Source organism: Actinocorallia longicatena (assembly GCF_039534125.1).
GTDB lineage: Bacteria > Actinomycetota > Actinomycetes > Streptosporangiales > Streptosporangiaceae > Actinocorallia > Actinocorallia longicatena.
Window position 1 is genome coordinate 386,176 of the sequence record NZ_BAAAUV010000007.1, and the last position, 14,441, is coordinate 400,616.

The following is a 14,441-nucleotide window of genomic DNA, read 5'->3' on the forward strand; positions in this document are numbered from 1 at the left end:
CTTTCGGCGTGGCGCAGCCGACGAGCTCGGCCCGCGCCGCCTGCTTTGACGCACCGGCCAGGCCCGGCACGCCCGCGCGGCCGCTCTCTACCAGACCTGGCGCGATTTCGGACAGCCTCGCCCGGCGTGACGCGGCTCCGTCCTGCCCGCCCTGACGCGCTCGGCCGCCCCGCTCGCTTCGCCCGGCCCGATGCGGTTGCGGTCGGCTCGGCCGGCCCGCCTCGCTCGGGATGGGTGATGGGTGGGTTCGGGGGTGGTCGGTGGGGGTGGGGTGGGTGGGAGTCATTTCGGGGGGAGATTTGGGAGCAGGGGGAAATGGGTGGGGAATTGATGATCCTTTTTGGGGTGGGGGTGTGAAGGGTCGGGTGGGGGTGGGGGGTGGAATTCGGGGGCTGTTGGGGGTGGTGTGGGGGTTGGGGGGAAAAGAGGGATTCTGGCGAAATTGAGCCTTCTCCTGACTCAAAAGGCGTGCCTACACTCCCGGCATCACGCCGAACGGTCGAGGAGGACGGATGGGCGAGATCGACATTTCTGGAGGAGATCTTTTTCTGGTCGGGATCGTCGGGGTGGTCGGGCTGCTGGCGCTGGGCGTCGCGGCTGGGCTGGTCAGGGAGGTTCTGGCTGCTGAGCAGGGCACGGAGAAGATGCAGGAGATCGCCAAAGCGGTGCAGGAGGGGGCCGGTGCTTATTTGAAGCGTCAGTTCCGGACTGTGGGGATCTTCGTGGTGCTGATCCCATTCCTGTTGTTGCTGCTTCCGGCGGACAGTACCGGAGTGCGCATCGGAAGATCCATTTTCTTCGTGGTCGGCGCGCTGTTCTCGGCGATCACGGGATTCACCGGAATGTGGCTCGCCGTGCGCGGGAATGTTCGGGTCGCGGCGGCGGCGCGTTCGGGTGGGGAAAAGATCGCCATGCGGATCGCGTTCCGGACCGGTGGGGTCGCCGGGATGTTCACGGTCGGGCTCGGGCTGTTCGGGGCGGCCGTCGTCGTGTTCGCCTATCAGGGGGACGCGCCGGGGGTGCTCGAGGGGTTCGGGTTCGGGGCCGCGCTGCTGGCGATGTTCATGCGCGTCGGCGGGGGGATCTTCACCAAGGCCGCGGACGTCGGCGCGGACCTGGTCGGCAAGGTCGAGCAGGGCATCCCCGAGGACGATCCGCGGAACGCGGCGACCATCGCCGACAACGTGGGCGACAACGTCGGCGACTGCGCGGGCATGGCCGCCGACCTCTTCGAGTCCTATGCCGTGATGCTCGTCGCGGCGCTGATCCTCGGTAAGGCCGCGTTCGGGGTCGAGGGTCTGGTCTTCCCGCTGATCGTTCCGATGATCGGTGTGATCACCGCGGTGATCGGGATCTTCGCGGTGGCGCCGCGCGACAGCGACAGGTCCGGGATGACGGCGATCAACCGCGGGTTCTTCGTGTCCGCGGTGATCTCGGCGGTGGCCGTCGCCGGGGCCGCGTTCCTCTATCTGCCGTCCTCGTTCGAGCAGCTCCACCAGGCCTCCAGCGTCGACGCCGACCCGCGGTGGATCGCGATCGGGGCCGTGCTGATCGGCATCGTGCTCGCCAGCATGATCCAGCTGCTGACCGGCTACTTCACCGAGACCAACCGCAAGCCCGTCCGGGAGGTCACCGACAGCGCCAGGACGGGGGCGGCGACGGTCGTCCTGTCCGGGATCGCGGTCGGCCTGGAGTCGGCGGTCTACTCGACGCTCCTCATCGGTGGCGCGATCTACGGGGCGTTCCTGCTCGGGTTCGGCAACACGACGGTCGCGCTGTTCGCGGTCGCCCTCGCCGGGACGGGCCTGCTCACGACCGTCGGCGTGATCGTCTCGATGGACACCTTCGGGCCCGTCAGCGACAACGCCCAGGGCATCGCGGAGATGTCGGGCGACGTCCAGGGCGAGGCCGCCGCCATCCTCGAGCGCCTCGACGCCGTCGGCAACACCACCAAGGCGATCACCAAGGGCATCGCGATCGCGACGGCGGTCCTGGCGGCCACCGCCCTGTTCGGCTCCTTCCGCACGACGGTCGAAGGCGCCCTGGCCGACGCAGGGGACGACGCCAAGGACGCCATCGGCTCGGCCTTCCTGAACTTCAACCTGTCGATCGACCAGCCGAACGTCCTGGTCGGGCTGCTCGTCGGCGCGTCCGTGGTCTTCCTGTTCTCCGGGCTGGCGATCATGGCCGTCGGACGGGCCGCGGGACGGGTGGTCGTCGAGGTCCGCGAGCAGTTCCGTACCAAGCCCGGAATCATGGACTACAGCGAGAAGCCGGACTACGACCGCGTCGTCGACATCTGCACAAGGGACGCCCAGCGCGAGCTCATCACCCCCGGCCTGCTCGCCATCCTCACCCCGATCGCCGTCGGGTTCGCCCTCGGCTACGCCCCGCTCGGCGCGTTCCTCGCGGGCGCGATCGCCTGCGGTTCCCTGATGGCCGTCTTCCTGTCCAACGCCGGCGGGGCGTGGGACAACGCCAAGAAGCTCGTCGAAGAGGGGCATCTCGGTGGAAAGGGCTCCGAGGCCCATGCCGCCACGGTCATCGGCGACACGGTCGGCGACCCGTTCAAGGACACCGCGGGCCCGGCTATCAACCCCCTGATCAAGGTCATGAACCTGGTGTCGCTGCTCATCGCGCAGGCCGTCGTCACCTACGCGGGGAACACCGCGCTCCGGATCGCGGTCACGGTCCTGTCGGTCGGGATCATCGTCGTCGCGATCGTCCTGTCCAAGCGGCACGCCCCCGACCCGCAGCCCACCCCGGCCGCCCTCGACGACCGACTCGCGGCCGGCTGACCGGCGGCGGCCCGGGCCGTCCACAGGTCCGGGCCGCCTCGGCGGGGGTGGGGGCCGGAGTGTCGCCGGGGGCGCCTACTCTTGGGCGCATGAGTGGTGGACGCGGGTTCGCGATCGTGTTCGGCGGGATGCTTCTGGTCATGGCGCTGCTGTGGGCCGTGGCCTGGACGGTGGCGCCGTGAGCAAGCGGCTGGCCGTCCTGCGGCACTCCAAGGCGGTCCAGGTTCTCGGCCTGGCCGACCACGAGCGCTCGCTGGCGGAGCGGGGCCGGGGCGACGCCGCCGCGATGGGCGGCTACCTGCGCTCGAGCGGTGTCGTGCCGGACCAGGTGCTCTGCTCGACCGCGCTGCGGACCAGGGAGACGCTCGACGGCCTCGCGCTCGGCGACGTCCCCGTGGCCTTCGAGCGGGGGATCTACATCGGCGACGGCTATGACCTGCTGACCCTCATCCAGATCACCGAGGACGACGTCGACACGCTGCTGCTCGTCGGCCACAACCCCGCCGTGCACGAGCTGGTGCTGGTCCTGTCCGGCGAGTCGGTGCCGGAGTTCCCGACCTCGGCGCTGGCCGTGATCGAGATGGAGGACTGGTCCGTCTCCGGCGGTCGCCTCCTCGACTACCGGACGCCCAAAACGATCTAGCGCCTTGGTCGGGCGGCTGCCATGACCTGCGATTGACGATGCCCGCTGGACAATGGCGGGGTGTTCGAGCGGGTCAGGGCCAGGGCGGCGATCGACTACGGCCTCACCGCGGCCGTCGGGGTGGCGCTGCCGCTGCTGCTGGGCGCCCTGACCGGCCATGTCGATCTCGGATCCTGGGGTTCGCTCGGCGCGTTCTTCCTGGCGAACTCGGCACCGGACGGGCCCTATGGGCTGCCCACCCGGCGCCTGTGGGCGACGCTCGGGGTCGTCGCCGTCTGCGTCGCCTGCGGGGCCGCGCTCGCCGGGAACCTGTGGCTGGCCGCGATCTTCGTCCCGCTGGCGGCGGCCCTGAGCGTCGCCGTGTCCTGGATCGGCTTCACGGCCCCGCTGGTGCTGGTCACGACCACGGTCCAGCCGCCCGGTGCGGACTTCGGGCTACAGGCCCTGTGCGAGATCGCCGGCGGCCTGTGGATGATCTGCCTGATGCTGCTGCCGTTCGAGCGGAGAATCCAGCGGCCGGTCAGGACGTCGGTGGCGGCGGTGGCCCGCGACCTCGCCGATCTGCTCGTCCCGGCGGGGACCCTCGAGGACGCCGACTGGGAGAACGCCCGGGCCGAGGCCGCCGAGACCTTCGCGGCCGCGCGGGAGGCCCAGGCGCTGAAACGCTCGGTCGAGGGCGCCGACCGGGGCGAACGGCTGATCGACGCGCTCGCCCGGGTCCTGCACGAGGTCGTGACGCTCCGTGCCCTGTCCTCCGACAAGGTGCTCTGGACGGTCTTCCCCGCCGGGCACCTGGCCGAGATCGACGAGGCGGTCGCCTACCAGGCGGCCCGGCTGCGGAGCCTCGCCGAGGCCATCGGGAACGGTCATCCGCTGCCCGAGGGCGACACCGGCCCCCTCGAACGTCTGGCCGCGCGGATCGAGCGCCCGCAGCAGGAGTGGGCGGACGAGGACACCGAGCATGTCGGGATCTTCGTGCTCCACCAGATCCGGCGGTCGCTGGCGCGGATCGGATCGACCGTGGACTCGGCGGCACGGCTGGCCGCCGAGCTGTCCTTCGAACGCGCCCCGCTCCGGCTCCCGCACCGTCCCCACCCTGTGGAGAAGGCCGGGGCCGCGCTCACCCACATGGCCGAACGGTCGCCCAAGTTCCGTTACGCCACCCGGCTCGCCGCGTCGACGGGCACCGGGATGGTCGCGCTCGCGGTGTTCCGGCCGGAGCACGGGCACTGGCTGCCGCTGTCGGCGATGCTCACCACCCGCGACACCTACGGCGAGACGGTCCACCGGGTGACGGGCCGCATCGGCGGGACGCTCGTCGGCGGCACCATCGCGGCGCTCCTGCTCCAGGCGGTCCACAGCAAGGTGCTGCTCGCGCTGGTGGTGTTCTGCTTCGCCCTGCCCGCGTACGCGTTCCGGCACGTGGGCTACGGCGTCTGGGTGGTCCTGATGACGCCGACCGTCATGACGGTCATCGACTTCTCGGCGCCGATCGGCTGGGACGTCGCGGTCAGCCGCATCCTGCTGAACGTCGCGGGGGCCCTGATCGGCCTGGCCGCCGGGCGGCTGCTGTGGCCGAGGGCGGGGGCGGCGCTCGTCCCCGAACGCATGGAACGTCTCCGGCACACCCACGCCGACCTGGTCCGCAGCATCGCGGCGAGACTCGACGGCAAGCCCGACGCCTTCGCCGCCGCCCACACCGCGGCCCGGCTCGCCGCGACGGACCTCGCCGCCGCCCGCACCCGGCTCGCGGCGGAGCCCGTGCCGGACACCGAGGAGATCGCCGCGCTCCGGTCCACGCTGGCCTCGGCGCAGCGGATCCGCGACCATCTCCAGACCCTGCACCGGCTGATGCCGGAGGGCACGTTCGACCCGGGGCCGATCCCGGAGATCCTCGACAAGGTCGCCGACGGCCTCGACGAGCGCACCGCACCGGAGGTCGCGCCGCTGCTGAAGGCCCTCGACGCCCATCTGGCCGATCTGGCACGGGCCCGCCGCGAGGAACTCCTCGCCGGAACCGCGCTCGACGAGCGGACGCCGCTGCGCCGCGCGCTCCTGCACGTGGCGGCGGTCCGGCACGCCCTGCGCGGCCTGTCCCGCGACACCCTCGGCTGATCCGGGGACCGAGGCGGGGGACGGGTCAGGGAGTGGGGTCCTCGGCGTCGGCGGCCTCGATCTCGGCTCTGGAGATGCCGAGGAGGAACAGGATCGTGTCGAGGTAGGGGACGTTCACGGCCGTGTGGGCGGCCTGCCGGACCACCGGCTTGGCGTTGTAGGCGACCCCGAGCCCCGCCGCCTGGAGCATGTCGAGGTCGTTGGCGCCGTCGCCGATCGCGACGGTCTGCGACATGGGGATGTTGGCGGCGTTGGCGAAGCGGCGCAGGGCCGTGGCCTTGCCGGCGCGGTCGATGATCGGGCCGATGACGCGGCCCGTCAGCACGCCGTCCTTGATCTCCAGGGTGTTGGCGGCCGAGTAGTCGATGCCCAGGTCCTCGACGAGGGAGTCGGTGAGCTGGGTGAAGCCGCCGCTGACGATCGCGAACTTGTAGTCGAGGCGCTTGAGCGTGCGGACCAGGGTGCGGGCGCCGGAGGAGAGCTCGATTCTGGCCCTGACCTCGTCGATCGCGGACGCGTCGAGGCCCGCGAGGAGGGCGACGCGCTCGCGGAGCGAGCCCTCGAAGTCGAGTTCGCCGCGCATGGCGGCCTCGGTGATCTCGGCGACCTTGTCGAGCTGGCCCGCGTGCTCGGCGAGGAGTTCGATGACCTCGCCCTGGATGAGGGTGGAGTCGACGTCCATGACGATCAGTCGCTTGGCCTTGCGGTGCAGCCCGGCCTTCTGGACGGCCACGTCGACCTGGAGCTCCGTGGCCACGACGGCCAGCGCGGCCCGCAGCGACTTGGAGTCGGCGCCGGAGACGGCGAGCTCGATCGCGGTGACCGGGTAGCTGGCCAGCCGCTCGATCCGGTCGATGTTCGCGCCGTGTGCGGCGATCTTCCCCGCGACGCCCGCGAGTGCCGCGGGCATCAGCGGCCGTCCCAGCACGGTGACGTGCAGGCGGCCCTTCTTGTTCTTGGGGATCTTGCTGCCCCCGGTGGACAGCTCGACGTCCATCTCGAGGTCGTCGGCGACCTTCTCCACCGCGTCGAGCAGCGCCTCGATGCCGGAACTGTAGGTGACGAGCACGCCCAGGACGAGACGGCCTCTGATCACCACCTGTTCGACGTCCGAGACCTCGACGGGGAAGTCGGCGAGCGTGCCGAACAGCCGCGAGGTGACCCCGGGGCGATCGCGGCCGGTCAGCGTGATGAGCAGTGTCCGTTCCATGCTGGTGCACACGCTACCGGCAGCGGTCGCGATCCATGCCCCCGCGTCCAGCATGTGGACGGATTCCGATTTGCTCCTGTATGTCATATTTTGACGTGTTCTTTACGTGGGACCTTCGGGTTCGGCGCACCCCCTGAAAGGCGAAACGTTGATCCTCCGCATCGCCACGGCCGGAGTGGCCGTCGCCGCCCTGCTGGCCGCCCCGGCCCCGGCGCAGGCCGCTCCGCCCGCGTTCAAGGTGGTCAAGACCACCGGAATCCGCGGGGGCGACTACCTGACCCGGATCGTGGCCCCGACGCGGACCTCGGCCTTCGCCTTCGGCTACCGCGACAGCGGCCAGCGGCCGGTCGTCTTCCGTTACGACGGCAGGACCTGGCACCGGGCGGCGCTTCCGAAGGCGATGGGCGCCGAGTTCTCCTCCGTGAGCGCCTCCTCGGCGAAGGACCTGTGGGCGGCCCAGCCGGGCAACACCTCCATCGCCGAGGCTTACAACCCGTTCAAGGATCTGTTCGACTCCGACGCCGAATGCCCGCAATGGACCGAGCGTGCGCGCCTCCCCCTGCTCAAGGCGGCCCGCGCGGCGAGGGCGGCCGGACGCGCCACCGAGCGGCCGTCCCGGCTGCTGCGCTGGAACGGCACCAAGTGGACGATCGGCGCCACCTTCAAGTCGGCCGCGATCGGCGACGTCGTGACCCGCGGCCCCAAGGACGTCTGGGCGTTCGGCCTCGACCGCATGGGCCCCGCCTCCTGGCACTTCAACGGGAAGAAGTGGCGCCGCATCGCCACCGGATCCCTGATCGGCAGCGTCACCAGGGGGCCCGGCAGGACGCTCTGGGCGCTCTCCTACGGCCGCACCGGAATGAAGGTCGTCCGGTTCGACGGCCACCGCTGGCAGGACCGGACGCCCCGCTCCATTCCGCCGATGACGATCCCCACCAAGGACAAATCCGGCACCTACACCTTCTTCAGCGCCCCCCTGGCCTCCGCCGGACGGGCCTACCTCACGGCCATGACCTTCACGGGCAAGGCGTGTGACGAGGGCAAGCTCACGACCAGGACCTTCACCGGGACAGGCCGCACCTGGCGCGTTCTGACGCCACCGAAGAAGTTCGACGCCTTCGAGGGGTTCCTGCTCGGCGGTGGTACCGGCGACGGCAAGGGCGGCTTCTACAGCCTGGGCACCATCTTCACCGAGGACAAGGGGCGCCAGACCAGCCTCCTCCACCTGACCTCGAAGGGCACGTGGAGCAGCCGGGTCATCTACTCGGGGACCGATCGTCGCGAGTACAACACGCTCGCCCCCGTCCCCGGCACCTCCTCCCTCTGGGCGGCCGGGTCGGTCGAAGGAACCTGGGACGTCGACGGCTTCATCGCACGGAAGGGCGGCAAGTGATCCTCCGCATCGCCACCGCGGGCGCGGTCACCGCGGCCCTGCTGGTCCCCGCGGCCGCCCACGCGGCCGGATCCCCCTGGAAGACCGTCGCCTCGACGAAGATGGCGGGCAGCGAGCAGTTCACCGACATCGCGGTGGCGGGGAAGAACGCCGCCTGGTTGTTCGGCACCCGCGCCGGTACCCAGAAGGGCGAACGCCTCGCCTACCACTGGAACGGCCGTAAGTGGGCCAGGGCCGCGCTGCCCCGGGGCCTGCGCTCCATCAGCGCCCGCGGGGTCGGCTATGGGTTCAGGGAGCCCACGCTCAGCGCCTCCTCGGCGCGGAACGCCTGGAGCTACATCCCGGGCGACTATTCCTACAACGAGGACGACGGTTCCGGCGAGATCTGCCCCGAGACCGGCTACAGCAGGCGGCGAGCCCACGTCCCCCGGCTCCGCAAGGCCGCCCCTGACGCTCTGACGATCAAGAAAGCCGCCCGCGTCCTGCGCTGGGAAGGCACGAAGTGGGTCGTCGCCCGCGTGCTCAAGGACGTCGTTCCGGAGGCCATCGTGGCCCGCGGCACCAAGGAGACCCTGGTCTTCGGCCAGAGTGCCCGCACCGGCGCCCAGGTCGTGCTCCGCTTCGACGGAAAGCGCTGGCGCACCGCGAAGCTGCCATTCTACGTCACCGCCGCGAAGCTCTCCGGCGGGAAGGTCTTCGTGGCCGGCTACGACGCGAAGACCTTCGGTGCGGCCGTCCTGCGCTGGGACGGCCGCCGCTGGAAGGACCTCGGCCTCGCCCAGGCCCTGCCCAGGGAGACCGTCGCGACGAAGGACCAGCCCGGAACGTCCAGCTACGTCACCGACTTCTCGGTCGAGGGCGCCAAGGTCACCGTCAGCGGTGCGACTTACCGCGAAACGCTCTGCCAGCAGAATGCGCCGAGTCCGGTGCCCTTCCTGCTGGCCGGGAACGGCACGTGGCGTCACCTCACCCTCGATGGCCTCGGCTCCATGCGGATCTCCGGCCAGACCGGCGACGGAAGGGGCGGCCTCTACGCGGTCGCCGACAACTTCAGCGTCATGCCCGAGGACTTCGCGAACTGGGAGCCCCGCACGGACCTGTTCCACCGGACGGCGACCGGCCGCTGGAAGCGCGAGTCCCTGCCCCGCGGCGTCGAGTACGCCGCACTCCCGGCCCGCGTCCCCGGCACCCGCTCGATCTGGCTCACCGGCGTCCGCGACTCCGTCGACGTCGACGCCGTCGTCCTCCGCCGCGGCTGACCTCTCCTTCGCGACCGGCAAGGTTCCCCGAACATGCGCGTCCTCCTGGCCCTGAGCCTGCTCGCCCCCGCCCCGGCGGCCGACTGGCGGCCGTCCCTGAGGCTCGACCACGGCCGCTTCGTGCTCAGGGAGCTCGAGGCGACCGGTCCGAAGGACGCCTGGGCCTTCGGCACGACCCCGCAGGGCATTCCGGCCGCCCGCCGCTGGAACGGCCGGACCTGGAAGAAGGCCGTCCTGCCGGGGGCGGTCTTCGGATCGATCACCTCGGTGGACAGCTCGTCGCCGCGGAACGTCTGGGCGTTCGGCGGCGACGCGATGCGCTTCGACGGCCACCGCTGGAAGATCGTCAAGAGGTTCGGCAAGGCCACCGGGATGAGCTCGCGGGTCTTCGGGCCGAAGAACGTCTGGGTGGTCCTGGCCGGTGACCGGGGCCGGGACCGTCTCGCACACTACGACGGCCGCCGCTGGAAGACCGTGAGGACGGGCCTGGACGGCGTCCGGATCGGCGGCACCTCCTCCACGGACCTGTGGGCGATCGGCGACGCCGGCGCGAAGCCGGTGCTCCGGCACCGGACGTCCAAGGGCTGGTCCACCGTGCGTCCCGGCGCGATGCCCCGTCAGATCCCCCGCAAGGAGGTCGCGGGAAGCGTCTCCCAGGACGTCCGGCTGACCGGCCTCACCGTCGTGAGCCGGAAGAACGTGTGGGTGACCGGCGAGATCTGGCGGGACGTCGTCAGCGGAGACCCGGTCAGCGACCCGACCGACGAGATCCTGCCGTTCGCCCTGCACTGGAACGGCAGGCGCTGGAGCCGGGTCACCCTGCCGGAGACCAGGAACGGCGAGGCCGGACCGCTGGCGCCCGACGGCCGCGGCGGCTACTGGTGGTCGAGCTCCGACGACGCCTACGACGTGTACGGCCCGGGCAGGGCCCGCCTCTTCCACTGGACGGGGAAGGACGGCTGGCGTGAGCGCCCGGCCCCCGGCGGCCAGATGATCCTCGCCTTCGAGCGGATCCCCGGTACCCGCGGCCTGTGGGCTCAGGGCCTGTCCTACGTGACGGCGGCGCAGACCATCTTCCGCTCGGGGGCCCAATGACGATCTTCGAGGCGGTTCCGGTTCCCGGGTCCGTCCGTTTCTGAGAGGGTCTTTGCGATGAAGCCCGTACTTCCCGTCGCGGTCGCCGCGGCACTGCTGCCCGTCGTTCCCGTTCATGCCGCCGCTCCGCGGAACCCCTTCGTGATCGTCAAACGGACTCCGGGCACGCCCGGTGCGGTCGTTCTGACCGGGAAGAAGTCCGGCTTCTCGTTCTGGGTGAGCGGTCAGGGCAAGGCAAGGAAGGTCACCGCGTACCGGTACGACGGGAAGGCGTGGAAGGCGTCGCGGCTGCCCGCGGGGCTGTCGGGGTACGACCCGGCGGTCGGCGCGGCCGCGTCCGGCGCCTCCAGCGTGTGGGCGGTGATCACGGCGGGGAGCAAGCGGTCGTCGACCCTGATCCGGTGGGACGGCCGCCGCTGGCGGATCGTCAAGCGGTTCCCCGGCGAGAGCCTGACCGGAGTGGCCGTGCTGAGCCGCCGGAACGTCTGGGTGTTCGGCGACGCGGGCGAGAAGTCGGTCGCCCGCCACTTCGACGGGCGGAAATGGACCCGCCGGACCCTGCCGGACCTGGACCTCGACGGCGTCCACCAGGGCGCGGGCCGGATCTGGGCGATCTCGGCCCGCAAGCGCCAGGTGGTCCGCTGGACGGGGAAGGCGTGGAAGCCGGTGGCCCTGCCCAAGGGCTCGGGCGAGGCCATGACCCTGGCCGTCACGGGCGGCCGGGTCACCCTCGGCACGATGACGGTCGACACCTCGGGCGCCGAGCCCAAGCTCGCCTCCCACCTGCTCACCTGGGACGGGAGGGCCTGGCGGAAGGAGCCGGGCTCACCGCTGGTGGAGAAGCTCTGGCTGCGCGCCGCCGTCCCGGCCCGCGACGGCGGCCTGTGGGTCCTCGGCTACGACTTCGACGACGAGTCGCAGCACCTGCTGCGCCGCGCCCCCGACGGCCGCTGGAGCCGTCAGGCCCTCGGCACCGCCGACAACCCCTACACCTACTACACGCTCACCCGCGTGCCCGGAACGTCCCGGCTGGTGACCGTCGCGGACCGCTGGGACGGGGAGAAGAACACCGGCGCGATCCTGATGACCCGCTGACGCCCGGACGCCTCACTCCTCGGTCCTGAGCAGCGCCGAGAGCCGTTCGAGCAGGGCCATGGCCTCCTCGGGATCGGTCGTGGCCGCGGCCAGCGCCGGTTCGAGCGGCGCCTCGCGGACGACCTTCGCACGCGGCGGCAGGTCCGGGTTCGGGTGCAGGAGCGTCCGGCGCCGGTCGGCCGGATCGGGCGCCGCCAGGACGGTCTCCACCGATCGGAGGCGGGCCACGCAGTTGGAGATGTGGCTCTGCACGATGCCGGTCCGCCGGGCGATCTCGGTGACGGTCGTGCCGGGATGCTCGCGGATGTCGGCGGCGACGACCAGGACCGTCTGCGTGCTCGTCGGATGGTCCCCGACGCCGTCGCTCGGGATGGCGGCCTCGGCGATCTTCTGGATCCGCCGCCCCAGCAGGAAGAGTTCGGAGGCGTTCACGAGAGGCAGATTACATCAACAACAGATGCATCTCTCTTGATGTATCTGTGAAGATGTATTACTGTGGCGCGCATGATCGAGAAGCTGCGCGGCAACCCCTGGGCCGTCCTCGCCACCCTGTCCCTCGGGTTCTTCATGACCCTGCTCGACCTGACCATCGTCAACATCGCGATCCCCGGGATGATGACCTCCCTGCACGCCCCGCTCGATCTGGTCCTGTGGACCGTGGGCGCCTACTCCCTCGTCCTGGCCGCCCTGGTCGTGACGGCCGCCAGGCTCGGCGACCTCCTCGGCCAGCGGACGATGTTCGCCTGGGGGATCGCGGTGTTCACCCTGGCCAGCGCGGGCTGCGGGCTGGCCCCCGGGCCCGCGGCCCTGATCGCCGCCCGGATCGTCCAGGGGATCGGGGCCGCTCTGCTGACGCCCCAGACGATGGCCCTGATCGTCGCGACCTTCCCGGCGGCACGGCGGGGGACCGCCCTCGGCGTCTGGGGCTCGGTCGCCGGGGTGGCGACCCTCGCCGGGCCGACCCTCGGCGGATTCCTGTGCAGCGCGCTCGGCTGGCGCTGGATCTTCTTCGTCAACGTCCCGGTCGGGCTGCTGGTCCTGGTCATGACCTTCCTGTTCGTCCCGGGCCTGCGGACCGGCCGCGCGCACCGGCTCGACCCGTCCGGGATCCTGCTGTCGTCGTCGGCGCTGGCCTGTGTCGCGTTCGCCCTGATGGAGGGGCAGCGGTTCGGATGGAACCCGGCGATCTGGGCGCTGGCCGCCGCAGGGCTCGTCCTCGGCGCGCTGTTCCTGCGCCACCAGGGCCGCCGCCAGGACTCCGGTCCGCTGATCCCGTTCGTGCTCTTCCGGGACCGGAACTTCGCGGTCATGACCGTCCTGATCGGGGCGGTCGGCGCCGCGATGGTCGGCGCGGTGCTGCCGCTGGGACTGCTCCTCCAGCAGGGGCTCGGGCTGAGCGCCGTCCAGGCCGGGCTGGCGCTGGCGCCGTCGCCGCTGGTGTCGCTGCTCGTCTCGCCGTTCGCCGGGCGGCTGGCCGACCGGATCGGCGGGCGGCGGGTCCTGCTCGCCGGGCTGCTCGCCTACGTCCTCGGCCTCGCCGTGATCGCCCCGCTCGCCACCGCCTCCGCCCAGGCCCTGACCTTCGCCCTGCCGCTGGCGCTGATGGGCCTCGGCGTCGGCTGCATGATCGCTCCGATGAGCACCGAGGCGATGCGGAACGTCCCGCCGGCGCTGGCCGGGGCCGCCGCCGGGATCAGCAACACCGTCCGCCAGCTCGGCTCCGTGTTCGGCACCGCCGGGACGACCGCGCTGCTGGCGTCCGGGGTCTCCTTCCAGCTCGTCCTGCTCCTGCCGATCGGCCTCCTCACGGCGGCCGCGCTCGTGGTCAGGGGCGGGTGAGGATCAGGTTGAGATCGCCGAACTCGTGCCACAGGTACCGCTCGGCGAGCGCCGCCTCGTAGGCCGCCGTCAGCACCTCCTCGCCCGCGATCGCGGTGAGCATCATCAGATGTGACGACCGGGGCTCGTGCAGCCCGGTGAGCAGGCCGTCGACGGCCTTCACACCGTCCTCGGGGCGCACCACGCGCGAGGTCCAGCCGGCGGCGGCGCGGACCGTCCCGGCGTCGTTCACCGCGGTCTCCAGCGCCCGGACGGCCGTGGTCCCGACCGCGATCACCCGGCCACCGCTGGAGCGGACATGGCCGACCAGCGCGGCCGTCGCGGCGGGCACCGAGAAACGCTCGGCGTAGGGCGGCTCGTGCGCCTCGGGCGAGGCCACGCCCGTGTGCAGGGTGATCGGCGCGATGAGGATCCCGGCCGCCACCAGCCGGGTCACCAGGGCCTCGGTGAAGGGGCGCGCCGCGGACGGCATCTCCGCGCTCGCCTCCTCCGCCCCCGGACGGGCGAAGACGGTCTGGTAGGCGGAGATCGGCCAGTCCCGCGGCACATAGCCGTACCGGATGGCCGTTCCGTGCGCCCGCAGGTAGGGCACGACCGGGACCGACAGCCGCGCCTGCCACAGCCGGGGCGTCTCGCGGCGCACGAGGGTCAGGGTCGCGCCGCCGGGCATCGGGAACCACTCGCCCGGGGTGCCGCCGGGGAAGGGCACACTGGCCTTGCCGTTGCGGCGCCGCAGCTCGACCAGCCACAGGCCGTCGGTGCCGGGGGCGGGGGTGGAGAAGTGGACGGCGAGCCGGTCGATCCGGACCGCGGCGGGCAGCGTCGCGGAGTCGTTGACGACCAGCAGGTCGCCCGGCCGCAGCAGCGACGGCAGCTCGTCGAACGCGTGGTGGGCGACGGAGCCGGGGGCCGAGACCAGCAGCCGCACACCGTCCCGGCGGGCGGGCGGCTCGTGCGCTTCGAGCGCCGAGGGCAGTGCGAAATCGATCATGGG

11 protein-coding genes are annotated in these 14,441 nt (G+C 71.7%); 8 read left to right on the forward strand and 3 right to left on the reverse strand.

Annotation, left to right across the window (positions count from 1 at the left end; translation table 11 throughout):
* The first annotated feature begins 512 nt into the window (after positions 1 to 512).
* The 3 genes from ABD785_RS17540 to ABD785_RS17550 all read left to right on the forward strand — a co-directional run bounded on the left by ABD785_RS17540 (position 513) and on the right by ABD785_RS17550 (position 5,556).
* Entirely contained in the window at positions 513 to 2,798 is a 2,286-nt protein-coding gene (locus ABD785_RS17540) for a sodium-translocating pyrophosphatase (protein ID WP_344829248.1), read from the forward strand.
* Between the two features lie 178 nt (positions 2,799 to 2,976).
* The gene (locus tag ABD785_RS17545; protein ID WP_344829249.1) at positions 2,977 to 3,441 is read left to right on the forward strand and encodes a SixA phosphatase family protein; all 465 of its coding nucleotides are present in this window, start codon (positions 2,977 to 2,979) and stop codon (positions 3,439 to 3,441) included.
* A gap of 60 nt (positions 3,442 to 3,501) precedes the next feature.
* Positions 3,502 to 5,556, forward strand: coding sequence for an FUSC family protein (locus ABD785_RS17550; protein WP_344829250.1), 2,055 nt, complete (start codon positions 3,502 to 3,504; stop codon positions 5,554 to 5,556).
* Positions 5,557 to 5,581: 25 nt separating this feature from the next.
* On the opposite strand, the gene serB is transcribed toward ABD785_RS17550, so the two are convergent.
* On the reverse strand, positions 5,582 to 6,766 hold the full coding sequence (gene serB, locus ABD785_RS17555) for a phosphoserine phosphatase SerB (RefSeq protein ID WP_344829252.1): 1,185 nt from the start codon (positions 6,764 to 6,766) through the stop codon (positions 5,582 to 5,584).
* Positions 6,767 to 6,914: 148 nt separating this feature from the next.
* Here serB and ABD785_RS17560 point away from each other — a divergent pair, with 148 nt between their 5' ends.
* The 4 genes from ABD785_RS17560 to ABD785_RS17575 are packed head-to-tail and all read left to right on the forward strand — an operon-like array spanning position 6,915 to position 11,608.
* Complete coding sequence (locus ABD785_RS17560) at positions 6,915 to 8,159, forward strand: hypothetical protein (RefSeq protein ID WP_344829253.1); 1,245 nt, start codon at positions 6,915 to 6,917, stop codon at positions 8,157 to 8,159.
* Entirely contained in the window at positions 8,156 to 9,418 is a 1,263-nt protein-coding gene (locus ABD785_RS17565; protein ID WP_344829254.1) for a hypothetical protein, read from the forward strand. Before ABD785_RS17560 ends, ABD785_RS17565 begins: the two co-directional genes overlap by 4 nt.
* A 33-nt stretch (positions 9,419 to 9,451) precedes the next feature.
* Positions 9,452 to 10,513, forward strand: coding sequence for a hypothetical protein (locus ABD785_RS17570; RefSeq protein ID WP_344829255.1), 1,062 nt, complete (start codon positions 9,452 to 9,454; stop codon positions 10,511 to 10,513).
* Positions 10,514 to 10,570: 57 nt separating this feature from the next.
* Complete coding sequence (locus ABD785_RS17575; RefSeq protein WP_344829256.1) at positions 10,571 to 11,608, forward strand: hypothetical protein; 1,038 nt, start codon at positions 10,571 to 10,573, stop codon at positions 11,606 to 11,608.
* Positions 11,609 to 11,620: 12 nt separating this feature from the next.
* On the opposite strand, the gene ABD785_RS17580 is transcribed toward ABD785_RS17575, so the two are convergent.
* Positions 11,621 to 12,040 carry a MarR family transcriptional regulator gene (locus tag ABD785_RS17580; protein WP_344829257.1) on the reverse strand — a complete coding sequence of 140 codons (420 nt, stop codon included), beginning with the start codon at positions 12,038 to 12,040 and terminating at the stop codon, positions 11,621 to 11,623.
* 72 nt (positions 12,041 to 12,112) lie between these two features.
* On the opposite strand from ABD785_RS17580, the gene ABD785_RS17585 reads away from it, so the two are divergent.
* Positions 12,113 to 13,447 carry a DHA2 family efflux MFS transporter permease subunit gene (locus tag ABD785_RS17585; protein WP_344829258.1) on the forward strand — a complete coding sequence of 445 codons (1,335 nt, stop codon included), beginning with the start codon at positions 12,113 to 12,115 and terminating at the stop codon, positions 13,445 to 13,447.
* Here ABD785_RS17585 and ABD785_RS17590 read toward each other — a convergent pair.
* Entirely contained in the window at positions 13,434 to 14,438 is a 1,005-nt protein-coding gene (locus tag ABD785_RS17590) for an S-adenosylmethionine:tRNA ribosyltransferase-isomerase (RefSeq protein WP_344829259.1), read from the reverse strand. The genes ABD785_RS17585 and ABD785_RS17590 overlap by 14 nt on opposite strands.
* Positions 14,439 to 14,441 lie beyond the last annotated feature (3 nt).